Genomic DNA, 17,282 nt, shown 5'->3' with positions numbered 1-17,282 from the left:
CTCAGCTCGCGTAGTCGGCGAGGGCGCGCTCCACGATGGCCACCAGCTGTTCGTGGTGCGCGCCCTTCCAGTACGCCCGCTTGCACTCGGTGCACTGCGCGAACACGTCGTACGACCGCTGCGTCCCGCCCTCCAGCTGGTCCGCGACCTCCTCCTTGGTGGCCTCCTTGAGCAGGCCGTTGCACGCGGTGCAGCGGGTCCAGGGACGCAGCTCGGGGCGGAACCTGTCCAGGATGTCGCGGAGTTGGTCGTCGGGGCGGGTGCTGTACACATAGGCGCCGGCCCACAGCTCGCGGCGCCGCAGCAGACCTCGGTCCCGGCTCAGCAGGACCCGCCGCTCGGCGGCCGAGCGCGCGGCGAGCGCCGGGTCGCCGATGTCCGTCGACTCGTACGCGGTGTCCACGCCGAGCAGCCGCATCCGCCGGGCCAGGGTGCCCAGATGGACGTCGAGCAGGAAGCGCAGGGGGGCGCCCGGCACCCGCTGGGGGCGTGCGACCGGCCGTACCGAGACGGTCCCGGCCGACACGGGGATGTGTGACACCGGCACCTCGCGCCCGTCCACGACCAGGGTGCCGACCTCGGTCAGCGGGACGCCGAGGGACTCCACGACATGCCCGAGGGTCGAGACCCCGTCGGTGGTGATCCGGGCGGCACCTTCCTGGCGCCGGCCGTTGGGCAGGAACACCCGCAGCTCGGGGGCGAACTCGACGTCGATCTCAGGACCGTTCACCCGGCCAGGATGACACGGTCCGCGGCGCGTGCCTCAGCCCTTTTTCGCGGGGAGGCCGTGCTCGATGACCTCCAGGGCCCGGTCCACCAGTTCGCGCAGGTCGTCCCGGCAGTCGTTCTCCGCCCAGGCGATGTTGACCTCCATCAGCCCGCCGACCAGGGACATCGCACAGACCCGCACTTCGAGGGAGTCGGGGTCCAGACCCGAGCGCTCCGCGATGGCGCCCCGCAGCAGGCGTCCGGTCGCCGACATGCTCTCGATCATCCGGGCGCGGACGGCGGGGATCTGGACGGCCAGGTGCGCCCTGATCCGCACCGCCTCGGGGTCCGCGGCCAGCAGCGCGTCCATGGACCGGTGCATCACGTGCCGCACCGAGTCCATCCAGGACTCCGCGGCCGGCCGGGCGCGCAACTCCTCCAGCATCAGGGGGTCGTACTCGTCCGTGAGGACGATGTCCTCCTTCGTCGGGAAGTACCGGAAGACCGTGGACGGCGACACCTCGGCGCGCTCGGCGATCTGCTCGATCGTGGTGGCGTCGTAGCCCTGCTCCTTGATCAGCGCGTAGGTCGCGTCGCGGATCGCCGTCCGGGTCTTGATCTTCTTCCGTTCACGAAGCCCCAGCTGGGGAGGGTCGGTCGGGGGAGAGGAGTGTGCGGGGGGCATGGGGGTCATTGTCGGGCATCGGCCCCCTCGGCAGCCATGTCCGGGGCCTCGGGCCGCTCCGCATCGGGTGTGCTCGGCAGGAACGCCGCCGCCAGCAGGGCGGAGACGAGGGCCGCGACGCCGCACACCAGCAGCACTACGCCCATGCCGTGGACGTAGGCGCTGTTCGCGGAGGCCGCCAGCTCGGCCGAGCCCGTCCGCCCGGCGACCAGGTGCGCCGCGACCACGGACTCCCCGGCGGTGTCGGCGGCCCGCGCGGGCAGCCCGGTGACGTCGAGCCGGTCCCGGAAGACGCCGGCCAGCAGACTGCCGAGCAGGGCGATGCCGATCGCTCCGCCGACCTGACGCAGGGTCATCAGCAGCCCGGAGCCGCTGCCGGCCCGGTCGCGGGGCAGGGCGCTCAGGCCGCCGTTCATGGCGGGGATGAGCGAGAGACCGAAGCCGAGACCGGTGATGGTGAGCCATAGGGCGACGAATCCGTAGCCGGAGTCCGCTGTCGTACGGCTGCCGAGGAACCCGGCGAAGGCCAGCACCACCAGGCCCGCGCTCACCGCGGCACGCGCGCCGAAGCGGGCGACGACCTTCGGGGCGAGGCGGGAGGCGACCAGGAGTCCGCCCATCATCGGCAGCAGTCGCACGCCCGTGCCCAGGGCGTCGTGGCCGAGGACGGCCTGGAGGTACGGCGGCAGCACGAACAGCAGGCCGGTCAGGATGAACGTCACCAGGGTGGCGGCGACGGTGTTGAACAGGAAGCCGCGGTGGGCGAGCAGCGTCATGTCGAGCATGGGGCGCTCGACCCGGCGTTCGCGGACCACGAGCGCCGCGATCAGGAGCACGGAAGCTCCCAGCATGCCCAGGACCAGCGGGTCGCCCCAGCCCCGGGTGGGCGCCTCGATGATGCCGTAGACGAGGGCGCCGAGCCCGGTCGCGGCGAGCGCGGTGGAGACGGTGTCGACCTCGGGGGAGGCGGGGTCCTTCGTCTCGGGGAGCAGGAAGAGGCAGGCGGCGATGCCGATCGCGGCCATAGGCACGTTGATCAGGAAGACCGAGCCCCACCAGAAGTGGTTCAGCAGCCAGCCGCCGATGATCGGGCCGAGCGGCAGGCCGAGCGCGGAGGCGGCGGAGGTGATGCCGACGGCCTTGGTGCGCTCCTCGGGGCCGAAGAGGGTGGGCAGCACGGACAGCGAGAGCGGGGTGACCAGGGCCGCGCCGACGCCCATCACGGCCCGCGCGACGATGACCGCGTTCACGTCGCCCGCCAGCGCGCCGACCAGTGACCCGGCGAGGAAGACGCCGAGGCCGGCGATCAGCATCCGGCGCCGCCCGAACCGGTCGCCCAGCAGGCCCGCGGGGAGCATCAGGGCGGCGAAGACGACCACGTACGCGTCCGCCATCCACTGCTGCTCCCCGGTGGTGGCCCCGAGGTCGGCGGCCATCGTCGGCAGCGCCACGTTGAGGATCGTCATGTCGAAGCCGAGCGTGAGCATGCTCGCGACCAGAGCGGCGAGGGCCCACCAACGGCGAGGATCTGGAGTGACAGTTTCCATGAAATGAGAGTAGCTCTCAAAAGAGGGAGACTGTCAATCAGTTTCGGCATGCAAAAAGGCCACGGCGGGAAGCCGTGGCCTTTCGGGGAGCGGGGTGCCGACTACGCGTGCTGGTACGCCACCAGCGAGATCCCCACGTAGTGCACGACGAACGCCGCCAGCGTGAAGGAGTGGAACACCTCGTGGAAGCCGAACCAGCGCGGTGACGGGTTCGGGCGCTTGATGCCGTAGATCACGCCGCCCGCGCTGTAGAGGAGGCCGCCGACGATCACCAGGACCAGTACCGCGATGCCGCCGGACTGCATGAAGTCGGGCAGGAAGAAGACGGCCGCCCAGCCCATCGCGATGTAGCAGGGGGTGTAGAGCCAGCGCGGGGCGCCCACCCAGAAGACCCGGAAGACGATGCCGGCCAGCGCGGCCGCCCAGATGCCCCACAGCAGCCACTGACCCTTGGCCCCGGGCAGCAGCAGCATCGTCAGCGGGGTGTACGTGCCCGCGATGATCAGGAAGATGTTGGCGTGATCCAGCCGGCGCAGGATGCCGTCCATGCGCGGGCTCCAGTTGCCCCGGTGGTACAGCGCGCTGACGCCGAACAGCAGACAGGCCGTGAGGGCGTAGATCCCGCAGGCGAGTCTGCCCCGGGGTGAGTCCGCGAGGGCCGTGAGCACCAGTCCGGCGACGAGCACCGCCGGGAACATGCCGAGATGCAGCCAGCCCCGGAGCTTGGGCTTGATCTCCTCCGAGAGCTGCTGGGCGTGGTGCGCGATCTGGTGCGGCAGCGAGGGCGCGTCGGAACCGCGGCCGGCGGCCGGCGTGTCCGTTGGCGCGTCGGGGACGGGCGCAGTCATGCGAGGAATCGTACCTACGGAACCGTAAGTTACGCGTCAGAGCGTCGAGATGGGCGCTCCTAAGTGGCCATCGTCTCACGGGGTACCCGGTGGGGGCGCACCAGGGGTGAAGCCATGGTGACGCAGCGAAAACATCTCGATGAGTGGCGATGCTCACGCCGCTCACCTGTGACGCCCTCTGGACATATGCGCGGACGCGTCGGATGATCAAATGAGTGCGGTCGGCACCGGATGAGCGCGGTGATCGGAATATCGGTCCATCCCTCGAAGCATCCGGGTCGCGGCCCCCACGGGGCATACAAGGGCATATTCATGACAGAAACCCCTCATTTAGGAGCAACCGTGGCGCGCGACATCGCGGCTCCCCCCGTCGTCCCCACCAACCACCGGGAGCTGGTCTCGTGGGTGAACGAGATCGCTGAATTGACCCAGCCGGACAACGTGGTCTGGTGTGACGGATCCGAGGCCGAGTACGAGCGTCTGTGCGAGGAGCTCGTCGCGAAGGGCACCTTCCGCAAGCTCGACCCGATCAAGCGCCCCAACTCCTACTACGCCGCCTCCGACCCGACCGACGTCGCCCGCGTCGAGGACCGGACCTTCATCTGCTCCGAGAAGGAGGAGGACGCGGGCCCGACCAACCACTGGAAGGACCCCGCCGAGATGCGGGAGATCTTCGCCGGTGACAAGGGTGTCTTCCGCGGCTCGATGCGCGGCCGGACGATGTACGTCGTCCCGTTCTGCATGGGCCCCCTCGGCTCCGACCTGTCCGCGATCGGCGTCGAGATCACCGACTCCGCCTACGTCGCGGTCTCCATGCGCACGATGACCCGCATGGGTCAGCCCGTCCTCGACGAGCTCGGTGACGACGGCTTCTTCGTGAAGGCCGTGCACACGCTCGGCGCGCCGCTGGAGGCGGGCGAGCAGGACGTGCCCTGGCCGTGCAACAGCACCAAGTACATCTCCCACTTCCCCGAGAGCCGCGAGATCTGGTCCTACGGCTCCGGGTACGGCGGCAACGCCCTGCTCGGCAAGAAGTGCTACGCCCTGCGCATCGCCTCCGTGATGGCCCGCGACGAGGGCTGGCTGGCCGAGCACATGCTGGTCCTGAAGCTCACCCCGCCGCAGGGCGAGGCCAAGTACGTCGCCGCCGCCTTCCCGAGCGCCTGCGGCAAGACCAACCTCGCCATGCTGGAGCCCACCATCTCCGGCTGGACGGTCGAGACGATCGGCGACGACATCGCCTGGATGCGCTTCGGCGAGGACGGCCGCCTCTACGCCATCAACCCCGAGGCCGGCTTCTTCGGCGTCGCGCCCGGCACCGGTGAGCACACCAACGCCAACGCGATGAAGACGCTGTGGGGCAACTCGGTCTTCACCAACGTCGCCCTCACCGACGACAACGACATCTGGTGGGAGGGCATGACGGAGGAGACCCCGGCCCACCTGACGGACTGGAAGGGCAACGACTGGACGCCGGAGTCCGGGACGCCTGCCGCCCACCCCAACGCCCGCTTCACCGTCCCCGCCTCGCAGTGCCCGATCATCGCGCCCGAGTGGGAGGACCCCAAGGGCGTGCCGATCTCGGCGATCCTGTTCGGCGGCCGCCGCGCCACCGCCGTACCGCTGGTGACGGAGTCCTTCGACTGGAACCACGGCGTCTTCCTGGGCGCGAACGTCGCGTCGGAGAAGACCGCCGCCGCCGAGGGCAAGGTCGGCGAGCTGCGCCGCGACCCGTTCGCGATGCTGCCGTTCTGCGGCTACAACATGGGCGACTACATGGGCCACTGGGTCGACGTCGCCAAGGGCAAGGACCAGGCGAAGCTCCCGAAGATCTACTACGTCAACTGGTTCCGCAAGAACGACGAGGGCAAGTTCGTCTGGCCCGGCTTCGGTGAGAACAGCCGCGTCCTGAAGTGGATCGTCGAGCGCCTCGAAGGCAAGGCCGAGGGCGTCGAGACCCCGATCGGCATCCTGCCGGCCAAGGGCGCGCTGGACACCAACGGCCTCGAACTGGCCGACTCCGAGCTGGACTTCCTGCTCACCGTCGACAAGGAGGTCTGGCGCGAGGAGGCCGCGCTCGTCCCCGACCACCTCAACACCTTCGGCGACCACACGCCGAAGGAGCTGTGGGACGAGTACCACGCGCTGGTGCAGCGCCTGGGCTGAGAACAGCCCTCAAAGACGCCGCGGCCGGCTCCGATTGTGCCCTGACCAGCAATATCGTCACGGCCGGCCGCGGTGCTCCACAGACCGGCGAGGTTCCGTACAACGGCGTGCGGGGCCATGGGCCTGTCGTCGTATGCTCCCGTCCGCCCCGACGGAAGAAGCGACGGCAGGCTTTCGCCGTAGTGGGTTCTGTCGTGTGCCGGGTGCGCGTGTTCCGTGGCTGGTCGCGCAGTTCCCCGCGCCCCTGAGGGGCGCGCTACTGTGAACGATCCTCCAAGTACCGCGTATGCGTCTCCTGCCGCCTCGCCTCTGTCTCCCGCAGAGCCGTCGCCAGGCCCTCCGCCTCCTTCTTCAGCAAGCCCAGCTGCCGCTCCAGATGCAGCTCCGGCGACTCGGTACCCGGCGACATCCGCGTCCACCACCGCGTCCGTACGAAGCTGTCGACGGCCTCGGGAAGGTCGCGCCGCACGATCCGGGAGAGCATGTGCACGCCCTCCGGATCGTGGGCGAGCAGCTCGGCCACCCAGCCCCTGTCGAGCAGCGCGGTCAGCAGTTCCGTCAGTTCGCGCAACCGCGCCGCGGCCGTGACCGACAGTTCGATGTCCGTCAGATAGCCGCGCACCTTCTCGAAGTCGCCGCGCACTTCGTCCAGCTGGGCCGACGGATCCGGGAAGTCGGGCGGCGCCGGCCGCTCCGGCGGGGCGATCAGCGCGCCCGCGCCGTACAGTCCCACGACCACCACGGGCCAGTACGGCCCCGCCACCCCCGTGAAGGTCAGCACCAGGCCGACCAGCCCGCACGCGCTGCCGGCGATGTTCTTGCGGGACTCCAGATACGCCACTGCCCTACTGGTAGCCACGGATCTCCTCGAAGGCGCCGTCCAGTGAGCCCTCCTGGGCGTCGAAGAGACGGCCGCCGGTCAGCTCGGCGATGTACTCCAGCTCGGACTTGTCGGAGTCGCCGAAGAGGATGGGGAAGACGGGCGTGGCCCGGCGGTCACGGTCCAGACCGGCGTAGAAGGCCTGGAAGCCGGCCCAGTCGGTGCCCGCGGTGTTCTCGCCGTCCGTCATCAGCACGATCGACGTGAACGTGTCCCGGCCGGCGCCCAGATGCTGGTACGCCGCCTCCAGCGAGGTGTAGATGGCGGTGTCGCCCTCGGCGGTGAGGGCGTCGGTGTCCTTGCGGATCCCCGCCAGCCCCGCCTTCGGATCGGCCGGCTCCACGACATGCTTGCGCACGCTCTTCACCCCCGACCCGAAGGGCATCAGCGTGACCTCCTCGCGTTCGCGGAAGTCGCCGGTCAGGTCGGTGAGCGCCTGCTTCAGCTGCGCCAGGCGGTCGCCCTTCATCGAGCCCGAGGTGTCCAGGACGTACACCGTCCGGGACGGGCGGCGCAGCTCGTTCTCGTAGGCGTCCAGCAGCCCGTCGGCCACGGAGCGGGTGCCCGGGAAGGGCAGTTCGCGCCGCCGGCCGGTGTCCAGGCCGGGCGCGGGGTCGACACCGGCGACGACCGGGCGGCGATGGGTACGCTCGGTGATCATCCGCTGGATGTCGTCGGTGCGCAGCGCCTCGGTGAGGCGGCGGACGTCGTCGCGGGTCGCGGCGTTCGTCGACGCCAGCGAGGAGAGCGGGTAGTCGGCGGTGACGACGCCGTCCTTGGGGCGGATCACGGTCAGGCCCGGGATGCCCTTGAGGACGGACTCGTAGTTGAGCAGCGCGTCGACGTTCCCGCGCCGCTTGTAGGCCGTCGCCAGCCAGCCCGACGAACCGGACGTCAGCTTCTGACCCTTGAAGAACTCCTTCAGCCGGGGCGTCGCCTTGTCGACGTCGGCGTCCGTCAGCGCGGCCTGCGCGCCGGAGAGGGCCGAGGCGACGGAGACCAGGGTGGCGAAGCCGGAGTTGGAGCGGGCCGGGTCCGTCATGCCGTAGGTCAGCTTGCCGTCCTGGACGGCCCGCTCGACCTGCGACCAGGTGACGTCGTCCGGCTTCCAGCCCAGCGAGCCGACCGTCGCCGACCTCACCCCGACGGCGACCGGGCTGGACATCACCGGTGTCTCCGAGACGACCTTCCTCGCCGCCTCGGGCCGCAGCCGCAGATAGTCGTTGGAGGACAGCCACAGCGCGTCGTACCGCCCGTCCGCCTTGCCCTTCGCCAGCAGCTCCACGGCGTCCAGGGTGCCCATGTAGGTGGGCCGCACCTCGATGCCGGTGTCCTCAGCGATCCGGTCCAGGACCGGGGTCATGTCGCTGAGCTCGCTGGAGGCGAGGACGCGCAGCGAGCCGGGTCTCGGCGCGTTGTCGGGCTCGTCGGCCGCCTTCTGCGAGGTGCAGGCGGTCAGCAGCGCCAGGGCGGCGAGCGCCGGCGCGAGAACGCGAACTCTCATCCGAGGCCACCTTCCAGCGCGCCCTGCGAGCGGCTGCGCTCCAGGTAGCCGCTCGCCTGCTGGAGTTCGGCGGTCAGGTTCTCCACCGTGGCCGCCATTGCCTCGGTGGCCTGGACCTTGTAGCTGTCGATGGCGTCGAGCGTGCGGTAGATCTGCTGGAACGCGTTGCGGAGGGTCTCCGCCCCCACCGCCGGGTCGGCGGCGATGCGCTGGATCTCGCCGCTCTGCGTGGCGAGCATCTCGGCGTTGCCGCGGATCAGGTCCTCGGTGGTTCCGCGCAGGGCGTTGACCTGCTCGATGACCTTCTTCTGGTTGTCGAGCGCGGAGGCCAGCATCACGGAGATGCGCAGCGCCGAGACGGTGGTGGTCGCGGCCCGGTCGACGCCCTTGATGAGTTCCTCGTTGTTGCGCCGTACGACGTCCATGGCGAGGTAGCCCTGCGCGCACACCGCGAGCTGGGTGAGCAGGTCCTGGTGCTTCTGCCGGACCGGGAACAGGATGTCGGCGCGCAGCGTGTCGGCGTCCTGCGGGTCCCCGACCGCGGCGATGTGCTGCTCCACGGCCGTGTCCAGGGCTTCCGTCAGCACGACGTACTCCTGGAGCTTGCCCATGGTCTCCCAGAGCCGCACCCGCTCGGTCTGGAGGGCGGCGTTGTCCCGCCGCAGTTCGTCCTGTCCGCCGCGCAGCGACCCCACGATCTTGTTCAGGGTGCCTTGCGCGGACGCGTACTTGGCGACGTGGTCGCGCAGCTTGTTGCCACCGGGCAGCCGGGACAGGAACTTGCGCCCCTTGGAGGCGGGCAGATCCCGTGGGTCCAGGTCCTCCACCACCCGCCTGAGCTCGACCAGCGAGCCCGCGACCTGCGACTGGGCGTCTCCGCCCTTGTCGGGCAGGCTGCGGATGGTCCGCTCCAGCATCCGGTTGGACTGGGCGGCGGCGGTACGCATCTCGCCGGCGCCGAGGGCGGTGATCTCACCGACCTTGCCGGCGAACTCGGGGGAGCGGGCGTCGAGCGCCGCGAGCCCCTCGACGTAGGCGTTGGCCTTGTTCGCCATGTCGGTACGGACGCCGTCGTCGACCGGGACGAGTCCGCCGGCCTTCTCGCGTGGCACGGCGGCCACGGGCTCGGGCGGCGTGAGGACGAAGTCGCCGTCGTTGCTGATGCTCATCTGCTGGTGCCCCCCTTATCCGCGCGCCCGCCGCGCCAGCTCGTGCAGCACCTTCGAGGTGGGCACGGCCGCCTGGTGGACGCCGGTCAGTTCCTGCTTGAGGTAGGTGGTGTCCGAGGCGAACTCACTGGCCTCGCCCTGCGGCCGGAACCCGTGCCGGGTCTCCAGCTCACGCAACTTCGGGTCGGTGGCGAGCAGTTCGGCGACGGCCTCGCCGTTCTCGGTCATGGGTACGACGGTGTGGTCGCTGTTGACCGTGGTGTCCGGGTAGAGGACGACGAGGTCGCCGGGCTGCTGTCCCTCGGCCAGCAGTGAGGCGACCTGGGACTCGTAGACCACGACCAGCGGGTTGCCGGCCCCGCTGACGAAGTCCCGGAACACGGCGTCGCTGCTGGACTGCTGGGCGCCCTGCACGCTGACCAGCTTGTGCAGCAGCGGTGCGGCGCGGTCGATCCCGGCGTCGTCGGCGACGACCTTGCCGCCGTTCTCGACGTAGGAGGCGGCGGCCAGATAGAGGGCGCCGGAGTTGGAGGTCTCGGGGTCGGTACTGGACAGATAGAGGGTGCCCGTCAACTCCCCGTACTTCCGGGCGCCCTTGAGCTGCTGCCAGGTGCGGTCGTCGCGGGCGGCGTCCAGATAGGCGGCCATCTTGAAGGTGCCGCGGTGTTCGGTGTCGAGGGTGGCGAGCCCGTTGGCCGCGAGCACCTCGGCGGCGTTCCGGTGCGCCACGACGACGAGGGGCGAGTAGAAGGGGCGGGGAAAGGTCCCCGTGACCTTGTACTTCGCCGCCAGCGCGACGGCGGGCGCCTGACTGGACGGGAGCGCGAGGTCGTACCCCTTGAGGTCCAGCCCCTCCATGGCCCAGGACCCGGAGGTCTCGGCCTTGACGGTGTAGCCCTTGGCGGCGAGGGCCTTCACCACGTCGGGATCGGCGAAGAACTCGGCCTTCTCCGATCCGATCACAGCCTGCACGGTCTTCGTTGCCGTGCCGTTGTCCTCGTTGCTGCGGCCCGCGACGACGGCGACCACCACGCCACCGATCAGCAGAACCGCGAGGATGATTCCAGCGATACGTCTCACGCCGGGGAGAGTGCTCCCGGAATCCAACGTTCCCGGTCAAAATGGATGAACGGCAGGTGTCACCCCGGTCCCGTTACAACACGCCGCACGACAAGGGCCTTTAGGGGCGCGGGGCTGTTTCGATGTGCGGCTACGCCGCGTGGGCGCGACCAGCCACACACAACCGTCAGTCGCGACACAACAGACGTCCTACGGCGAGGGCGCAAGTCGGCCCAGCCAACGCAGTGCTGTGGCGCCCGGTCCGCGCGTCGCTGCGGGTGCACGCGGACCGGGGCCGTTCAGGGGGTGTCAGCCGACGCCGGTCAACTCCTGCGCCTCGCCCTGGGCGGCGGCGTGCGCGTCCATCCGCTCGGCGGCCAGGATCGCCGCCGCCGTATCGGCACGGGACGCGGCCACGACCAGCGCCCGCCCGGCGAGGGCATGCGCACGTCGGTGCAGTGCCGCGACCTTCGCCTGGCCGCCGGAGGCCACCGAGCGGGCCGGCTTGCGTCCCTCCCGCAGCCGGGCCACCTGGCCCGCGAGCCGGTCGGCCGCGAGGTCCAGGTCCTCCGAGGGGGCCTTGGCCCGCAGCTCGTCCGTGACGGCGAGCAGCGCGGCGAGATGGCCGGCGAGCTGGATGTCCAACTCCTCCTCGCGGGAGCGATGGGGGAAGTCGGTGGTGTTGCCGGCCATCGAGCTGTGGACCGACTTGGTTCGGATCGGTTCGTACATGGGATGGCCTCCTGTGCGGTGACAGGAAACCATCCTAGCTTAGATTCTGTCTAAAGTTATGCTCTTCACAAAAGCGGGCCGCCTGCATACGCAGGGTCACGGCTGGCCGTAGCCGTCGAGGAACCGCCCGATCCGCCCCATCGCGTCCCGCAGATCCGTGACCGTCGGCAGGGTCACCACCCGGAAGTGATCCGACTCGGGCCAGTTGAACCCGGTGCCCTGGACGACCATGATCTTCTCGCGCCGCAGCAGGTCCAGGACCATCTGACGGTCGTCCTTGATCTTGAACACCTTGGGGTCGAGGCGCGGGAAGAGATACAGCGCCCCCTTGGGCCGTACGCAGGTCACGCCGGGGATCTGCGTCAGCAGGTCGTACGCGACGTCCATCTGCTCCTTGAGTCGCCCGCCCGGCAGTACCAGGTCGTTGATGGTCTGCCGTCCGCTGAGCGCGGCGACCACCCCGTGCTGACCGGGCATGTTGGCGCACAGGCGCATGTTCGCGAGGATCGTGAGGCCCTCGATGTAGGAGTCGGCGTGGGCGCGCGGGCCCGAGATCGACATCCAGCCCACCCGGTACCCGGCGACCCGGTACGCCTTCGACATGCCGTTGAAGGTGAGGGTGAGCAGGTCGGGGGCGACCGCCGCGGTCGGGGTGTGCGTGGCGTCGTCGTACAGGATCTTGTCGTAGATCTCGTCGGAGCAGACGAGGAGGTTGTGCCGGCGGGCGATGTCCGTCAGCCCCCGGAGCATGGCCTTGTCGTACACGGCCCCCGTCGGGTTGTTGGGGTTGATGACGACGATGGCCTTGGTGCGGTCGGTGACCTTGCGCTCGATGTCGGCGAGGTCGGGCATCCAGTCGGACTGCTCGTCGCACCGGTAGTGGACCGCGGTTCCGCCGGAGAGGGACACGGCGGCCGTCCACAGCGGGTAGTCGGGGGCCGGGACCAGCACCTCGTCCCCGTCGTCGAGGAGGCCCTGCATCGCCATGACGATCAGCTCGGAGACGCCGTTGCCGATGAAGACGTGCTCGACGTCGGTCTCGATGCCCAGGGTCTGGTTGTGCATGACGACGGCCCGGCGCGCCGCGAGCAGGCCCTTCGCGTCGCCGTAGCCATGGGCCGACGACACGTTGCGGAGGATGTCCTCCAGGATCTCGGGCGGACACTCGAAGCCGAACGCGGCCGGGTTGCCGGTGTTCAGCTTGAGGATCCGATGCCCGGCCGACTCGAGCCGCATCGCCTCCTCGAGCACCGGGCCCCGGATCTCGTAACAGACGTTGGCGAGCTTGGTCGACTGGATCACCTGCATGTCAGGAGCTTACGGCCCGGTAACGCGGGGTGCGTCGTGTTTTCCGACACGTGAGACGCGGTGGTTTGGTCGGTTATCCGAGGAATGGGGGGCGGCTGTGATGGGAGGCCATGAAGTCGCTGCGGATTCAGCTGGAACCGCATGCCCCGGAGGGGCACGACGTTGATGTGGCGCCGTTTCTGTTCGTCTTTCCCGGAAATGAGCGTGGTCTCGGCCCCGATCTGCACGTCGCCGACGAGGCCGCCTTCGAGGCCGCGGGCCGGCACGCCGACGGCGCCGCGCTCTCACTCGTCGCCGAGCTGACGTCCGAGACGACCAAGGACGCCGACTGGATCGACGCACTGTGGACGTACGGGACCGTCGTGCCCGTCTACCTGGTGCTCGACATGCAGGCCCAGGAGGTCACCGTCTTCTGGGGCCCGTCCCCCAAGGGGTACCGGTCCAAGACCACCGTTCCGTTCGGGGAGCCGGTGCGGGTGCCCGCCCCCTTCGACTTCGAACTCGACACCTCGGGGTTCGGCCGTACGGGTGACGACGCCGCGGGTGACGAGGCCGCCGACGCGTGAGGCGGACAGGGAGACCCCCAGGGCGGGTGCGTCCTGGGGGTCTCGCTTGTGGTGATCCCCGCGCCCTCCTGTGAACGTCGTGCGCCGCCCCCTCCAAACCTCCGATTCACCGTGGTAGGGAATCCCCTACGGCTTGAACTCGTGGGTAACCAACTCCTTGTCCGCGCCCCCCTCGTGCGTGACAATGCGCATGACAAATCGCGAGGTGACCGGAGATTTTCCGGTCACCTTCTCCGTATGAGGGGACCCCCACATGAGAAAACCTCTCGGCGCCGCCCTCCTCGCCCTGGCGATAGCCGGGGCCGGCGCCGCACCCGCGGCCGCGGCTCCCGTGGACTCGGCCGACTCCTTCGGCAAGGGCGTGAAAGCGGCCTCCGTCACGTCGGTCGCCAACGACACCCTCGCCGCCACGGCGGAGACCCTCGGCCAGGTCCTGAGCCCCAAGGCCAAGGCCGTCAACTTCGCGGGTACCGTCGCGCTCAGCAACTGCTCCGGCTCGGTCGTCCGCTTCCCGGCCTCGGAGGACAACGACCCGGCGCTGGTGATGTCCAACGGCCACTGTCTGGAGACCGGCATGCCGGGCCCCGGTGAGGTCGTCGTCGACCGGGCCTCCAGCCGGACGTTCGGCCTGCTCAACGCCAACGGCAGCCGGGTCGCCACGCTGCGCGCCAGCAAGATCGCCTACGGCACGATGACCGACACGGATGTGTCGATCTATCAGCTCACCACCACGTACGGGCAGATCAAGAGCTCGTACGGGATCAACGCGCTGACCGTGGCCGACACCCACCCGACCGCCGGCACGGCCATCACGGTCGCCTCCGGCTACTGGAAGCGGCTGTACAGCTGCAACATCGACGGGTTCGCCTACCGCCTCAAGGAAGGCGACTGGACCTTCAAGGACTCGGTCCGCTACACCTCCGCCTGCAACACCATCGGCGGCACCTCCGGCTCCCCCGTCATCGACCAGGCCACCAACAAGGTCGTCGCCGTCAACAACACCGGCAACGAGGACGGCCAGCGCTGCACGGTCAACAACCCGTGCGAGGTCGACGAGAGCGGCAACGTCACGGTTCGCCAGGGCATCAACTACGCCCAGCAGACCTACCAGATCCCCGCCTGCTTCGGCGTCGACAACAAGCTCGACCTGAGCGCGAGCGGGTGCGTGCTGCCCAAGCCGTAGCACCTCGCGGCGGGCGGTCCGACGTCACCGAGTCGTCCGGCGGACCGCCCGCCCCGCCAGTACGTCCGTCCGGCGCCCGTCCTCCATCACGAAACGGCCGTCGACAAGGACGTACGGAATCCCGGTGGGCAGCGTCCGCGGTTCCTCGAACGTCGAACCCGCCGCCACCGTCCCGGCGTCGAACAGCACCAGGTCCGCCCGGTAGCCCTCGCGGACCAGGCCCCGGTCGGGCAGCCGCAGCCGCGCCGCCGGGCGCGAGGTCAGATGGGCCACGCACTCCTCCAGGGACAGCACCCCCAACTCCCGTACGTAGTGGCCGAGGTAGTGCGGGAAGGTGCCGTACGCCCGTGGATGGGGCTTGGTGCCCTGAAGGATGCCGTCCGAGCCGCCCGTGTGGACCCGGTGCCGCATGATCGTGCGGACGTTCTCCTCGTGGCCGACGTGCTGGAGGATCGTCGTGCCCAGCCGGTCCTGACGGAGCAGCCGGCGCGCGGTCACCCAGGGGGCCTCGCCCCGGGCGTCCGCCGACTGCCGGACCGTACGGCCCACGTGGTCCCCGAGCGCGGGGTCGCTCACTCCCGAGATCTCGATCGTGTCCCACTCGATGGGCACGCCGTGGCAGCCGTCGGCGCCGACGACCTCCATGTGGTGGCGGATCCGCTCGGCCGTCTCCTCGTCCGCCAGCCGGGCCAGGATCGCCTCGGGGCCACCCTCGCTCGCCCAGCTCGGCAGCATGGCGACGAGGGTCGTGCAGCCGGGTGTGTAGGGGTAGGTGTCGAGGCTGATGTCGGCGCCCTCGGCGAGCGCCTTGTCGAGCAGGGACAGCAGCTGAGGCGCCCGGCCCTCGTTCACGCCGAAGTTCATGGTGGCGTGGGCGAGATGGAGCGCGCAGCCCGCCTCCCGGGTGAGGGCCACCATCTCCTCGTACGCCTCCAGGGCCCCCGCCCCGTAGGAGCGGTGATGCGGGCAGTAGTAGCCGCCGTACGACGCCACCACCCGGCACAGCTCGGTCAGTTCCGCGTTCTTGGCGTACATGCCCGGCGTGTACGTCAGCCCCGAGGACAGGCCGACCGCGCCCTGCTCCAGACCCTCGGCGACCAGCCGCCGCATCCGGTCGAGCTCGTCCGGGGTCGCCTCCCGGTCCTCCCAGCCGACGGCGAGCGCGCGGACCGTGCCCTGCGGGATGAGATACGCGGCGTTGACCGCGATCCCCCTGTCCAGACGGTCCAGGTACTCGCCCACCGTGCGCCAGTCGAAGTCGATGTCGTCGCCGGAGCCGTTCCAGCCGGTGATCGCCCGGCGGATCTCGGCGAGGGTGCGGTCGTCGACGGGGGCGTACGACAGCCCGTCCTGGCCGATGACTTCGAGGGTGACCCCCTGTGCGGCCTTCGCGCTGTGGTCGGGGTCGCGCAGCAGCGCCAGATCGCTGTGCGCGTGCATGTCGATGAAGCCGGGGGAGAGGGTGAGGCCCTCCGCGTCCAGCTCCCGGCGCGCCTCGGGGCGCTGGCAGCCGGCTGCCGCCGCCTCCCGCACGATCGACACGATCCTGCCGCCGTCCACGACGACATCGGCGCGGTAGGAGGGACCGCCGCTGCCGTCCACGACCTCCGCGTCCCGGATGACGAGCTCTTCCACGACCGCCCCCTCCTAGAAGAACGTGCGGAGGTAGTCGACGACCGTCCCGTCCGCCTCGGCGACCGGGATCAGCTGCCACTTGTCGAACGAGGTGCACGGATGGGACAGACCCATCCCCAGCCAGTCCCCGACCTCCAGGTCCGCCTCGTCCGTGGTCGCCAGCCACGCGTGCTGGTCGGACAGGGCGGTCACCGAGATGCCGGTGGCCGGACGCTCGGCGCCGTCACGGCGGACCACCTGGGCGAACGGCAGATCCAGGTCGTACGCCGCGTCCCGCTTGCCCGCGTTGACGAAGGCCTGCTCGGGGGAGGGGCGGGAGACGACCTGGGCCCACAGCCGGAAGGCGGGCTCCAGGGCGCCCTCCTCGGGGACCCGGTTGAAGGGGGTCAGCTTGCGGTAGTGGCCGTCGTCGTGCGAGACGTACGCGCCGGAGCGCAGCAGCTTCAGCACCGGGACGGACAGCCCGGGGATCTCGGCGAACTCGTCCGCCACGGCGTCGAACCACGCGCTGCCGCCCGCGCTGACGACGATCTCGTCCAGCCCCGCGAACCGGCCCGCCTTGTCGAACTCCACGGCCAGCGCGACCAGCCGGCGCAGCCAGGCGTGCACCCGCTCCGGGTTCGCCCGCGGCACCTCGCCCTCGTACCCGGCGACCCCGACCAGCCGCAGCGTGGACACGGCGGCCACCGCGTCCGCGACGGCGGCGCACTCCGCCTCCGTACGGACGCCGGTGCGGGCGCCCTCGCCGGCGGCGAGCTCCACCACGACGTCGACCGGGCGCGCCGTGCCGCGCAGAGCCGCGTCCATGAGTTCCACGCCGCGCACCGAGTCGACGTAACAGATGAAGCGGAAGTCCTCGTCGGCCGCCAGCTCACCGGCGATCCAGCGCAGGGCGGCCGCGTCCACCAGCTCGTTCGCCAGGAAGATCCGCTCGACGCCGAACGCCCGCGCCACCCGCACCTGGTGCGGCACGGCGAGCGTGATGCCCCACGCCCCGTGCTCGATCTGCCGCTGGAACAGCTGGGGCGCCATGGAGGTCTTGCCGTGCGGGGCGAAGGCGAGGCCGTGCCGGGTGGCGTACGTCTCCATGAGGTCGAGGTTGTGCTCCAGGCGCTCGGCGGAGAGCGCGAGCACGGGGGTGGCGAAGCCGTCGGTGAAGAGGTTGCGGCGCTGGGCCGTCAGCTCGGCGACAGTGCGGCCGTCGGCGTCCGGGGGGAGGCCCTTGAAGCGGTGGTCGATGCGTTCCTCGGCCAGGCGGGCGAGCGCCTCGTTGCTCATGGAACCTCCCTGAT

15 protein-coding genes are annotated in these 17,282 nt (G+C 70.3%); 3 read left to right on the top strand and 12 right to left on the bottom strand.

Annotation, left to right across the window (positions count from 1 at the left end; all coding sequences use genetic code 11):
• Nucleotide 1: 1 nt before the first annotated feature.
• From ACIQWG_RS20510 to ACIQWG_RS20495, 4 genes are all read right to left on the bottom strand, one after another.
• On the bottom strand, nucleotides 2–730 hold the full coding sequence (locus tag ACIQWG_RS20510; protein ID WP_404097572.1) for a Mut7-C RNAse domain-containing protein: 729 nt from the start codon (nucleotides 728–730) through the stop codon (nucleotides 2–4).
• Between the two features lie 33 nt (nucleotides 731–763).
• The gene (locus ACIQWG_RS20505; RefSeq protein ID WP_404097569.1) at nucleotides 764–1,393 is read right to left on the bottom strand and encodes a TetR/AcrR family transcriptional regulator; all 630 of its coding nucleotides are present in this window, start codon (nucleotides 1,391–1,393) and stop codon (nucleotides 764–766) included.
• A gap of 5 nt (nucleotides 1,394–1,398) precedes the next feature.
• Nucleotides 1,399–2,940, bottom strand: coding sequence for a DHA2 family efflux MFS transporter permease subunit (locus tag ACIQWG_RS20500; protein WP_404097566.1), 1,542 nt, complete (start codon nucleotides 2,938–2,940; stop codon nucleotides 1,399–1,401).
• Between the two features lie 101 nt (nucleotides 2,941–3,041).
• Nucleotides 3,042–3,788: a hemolysin III family protein gene (locus tag ACIQWG_RS20495; RefSeq protein ID WP_404097563.1), complete on the bottom strand. Its 747-nt coding sequence runs from the start codon at nucleotides 3,786–3,788 to the stop codon at nucleotides 3,042–3,044.
• A 342-nt stretch (nucleotides 3,789–4,130) separates the two neighbouring features.
• Between ACIQWG_RS20495 and ACIQWG_RS20490 the strand changes: the two genes are divergently transcribed.
• Nucleotides 4,131–5,954, top strand: coding sequence for a phosphoenolpyruvate carboxykinase (GTP) (locus ACIQWG_RS20490; protein ID WP_404097561.1), 1,824 nt, complete (start codon nucleotides 4,131–4,133; stop codon nucleotides 5,952–5,954).
• Nucleotides 5,955–6,210: 256 nt separating this feature from the next.
• Here ACIQWG_RS20490 and ACIQWG_RS20485 read toward each other — a convergent pair whose 3' ends face one another.
• The 6 genes from ACIQWG_RS20485 to ACIQWG_RS20460 form a co-directional block, all read right to left on the bottom strand.
• Complete coding sequence (locus tag ACIQWG_RS20485) at nucleotides 6,211–6,813, bottom strand: hypothetical protein (RefSeq protein WP_404097558.1); 603 nt, start codon at nucleotides 6,811–6,813, stop codon at nucleotides 6,211–6,213.
• Complete coding sequence (locus tag ACIQWG_RS20480) at nucleotides 6,800–8,338, bottom strand: substrate-binding domain-containing protein (RefSeq protein WP_404097555.1); 1,539 nt, start codon at nucleotides 8,336–8,338, stop codon at nucleotides 6,800–6,802. The genes ACIQWG_RS20485 and ACIQWG_RS20480 overlap by 14 nt, the downstream gene beginning before the upstream one ends.
• A complete protein-coding gene (locus ACIQWG_RS20475) occupies nucleotides 8,335–9,507 on the bottom strand; it encodes a toxic anion resistance protein (RefSeq protein ID WP_404097552.1) in 1,173 nt (390 codons plus the stop codon). Before ACIQWG_RS20475 ends, ACIQWG_RS20480 begins: the two co-directional genes overlap by 4 nt.
• A 15-nt stretch (nucleotides 9,508–9,522) precedes the next feature.
• Entirely contained in the window at nucleotides 9,523–10,587 is a 1,065-nt protein-coding gene (locus ACIQWG_RS20470; protein WP_404097549.1) for a substrate-binding domain-containing protein, read from the bottom strand.
• A 288-nt stretch (nucleotides 10,588–10,875) separates the two neighbouring features.
• The gene (locus tag ACIQWG_RS20465; RefSeq protein WP_404097546.1) at nucleotides 10,876–11,298 is read right to left on the bottom strand and encodes a hypothetical protein; all 423 of its coding nucleotides are present in this window, start codon (nucleotides 11,296–11,298) and stop codon (nucleotides 10,876–10,878) included.
• Nucleotides 11,299–11,394: 96 nt separating this feature from the next.
• Nucleotides 11,395–12,606, bottom strand: a complete 1,212-nt coding sequence (locus ACIQWG_RS20460) for a pyridoxal phosphate-dependent aminotransferase (protein WP_404097543.1) — start codon at nucleotides 12,604–12,606, stop codon at nucleotides 11,395–11,397.
• A 110-nt stretch (nucleotides 12,607–12,716) separates the two neighbouring features.
• Here ACIQWG_RS20460 and ACIQWG_RS20455 point away from each other — a divergent pair, with 110 nt between their 5' ends.
• The gene (locus tag ACIQWG_RS20455) at nucleotides 12,717–13,172 is read left to right on the top strand and encodes a Uma2 family endonuclease (protein WP_404097540.1); all 456 of its coding nucleotides are present in this window, start codon (nucleotides 12,717–12,719) and stop codon (nucleotides 13,170–13,172) included.
• 253 nt (nucleotides 13,173–13,425) lie between these two features.
• On the top strand, nucleotides 13,426–14,355 hold the full coding sequence (locus ACIQWG_RS20450; protein WP_404097537.1) for a trypsin-like peptidase domain-containing protein: 930 nt from the start codon (nucleotides 13,426–13,428) through the stop codon (nucleotides 14,353–14,355).
• 24 nt (nucleotides 14,356–14,379) lie between these two features.
• Here the strand turns inward: ACIQWG_RS20450 and ACIQWG_RS20445 are convergent, their stop codons facing one another.
• Together ACIQWG_RS20445 and ACIQWG_RS20440 are read right to left on the bottom strand one after the other, a co-directional pair.
• Nucleotides 14,380–15,990, bottom strand: coding sequence for an amidohydrolase family protein (locus tag ACIQWG_RS20445; RefSeq protein ID WP_404097534.1), 1,611 nt, complete (start codon nucleotides 15,988–15,990; stop codon nucleotides 14,380–14,382).
• Nucleotides 15,991–16,002: 12 nt separating this feature from the next.
• Nucleotides 16,003–17,268, bottom strand: a complete 1,266-nt coding sequence (locus tag ACIQWG_RS20440) for an amino acid deaminase (RefSeq protein WP_404097531.1) — start codon at nucleotides 17,266–17,268, stop codon at nucleotides 16,003–16,005.
• Nucleotides 17,269–17,282 lie beyond the last annotated feature (14 nt).

This window comes from Streptomyces sp. NPDC098781 (assembly GCF_044759995.1).
Classification (GTDB): domain Bacteria; phylum Actinomycetota; class Actinomycetes; order Streptomycetales; family Streptomycetaceae; genus Streptomyces.
The sequence above is the reverse complement of the archived record's forward strand: the minus strand, read 5'-3'. Positions and strand labels throughout refer to the sequence as shown.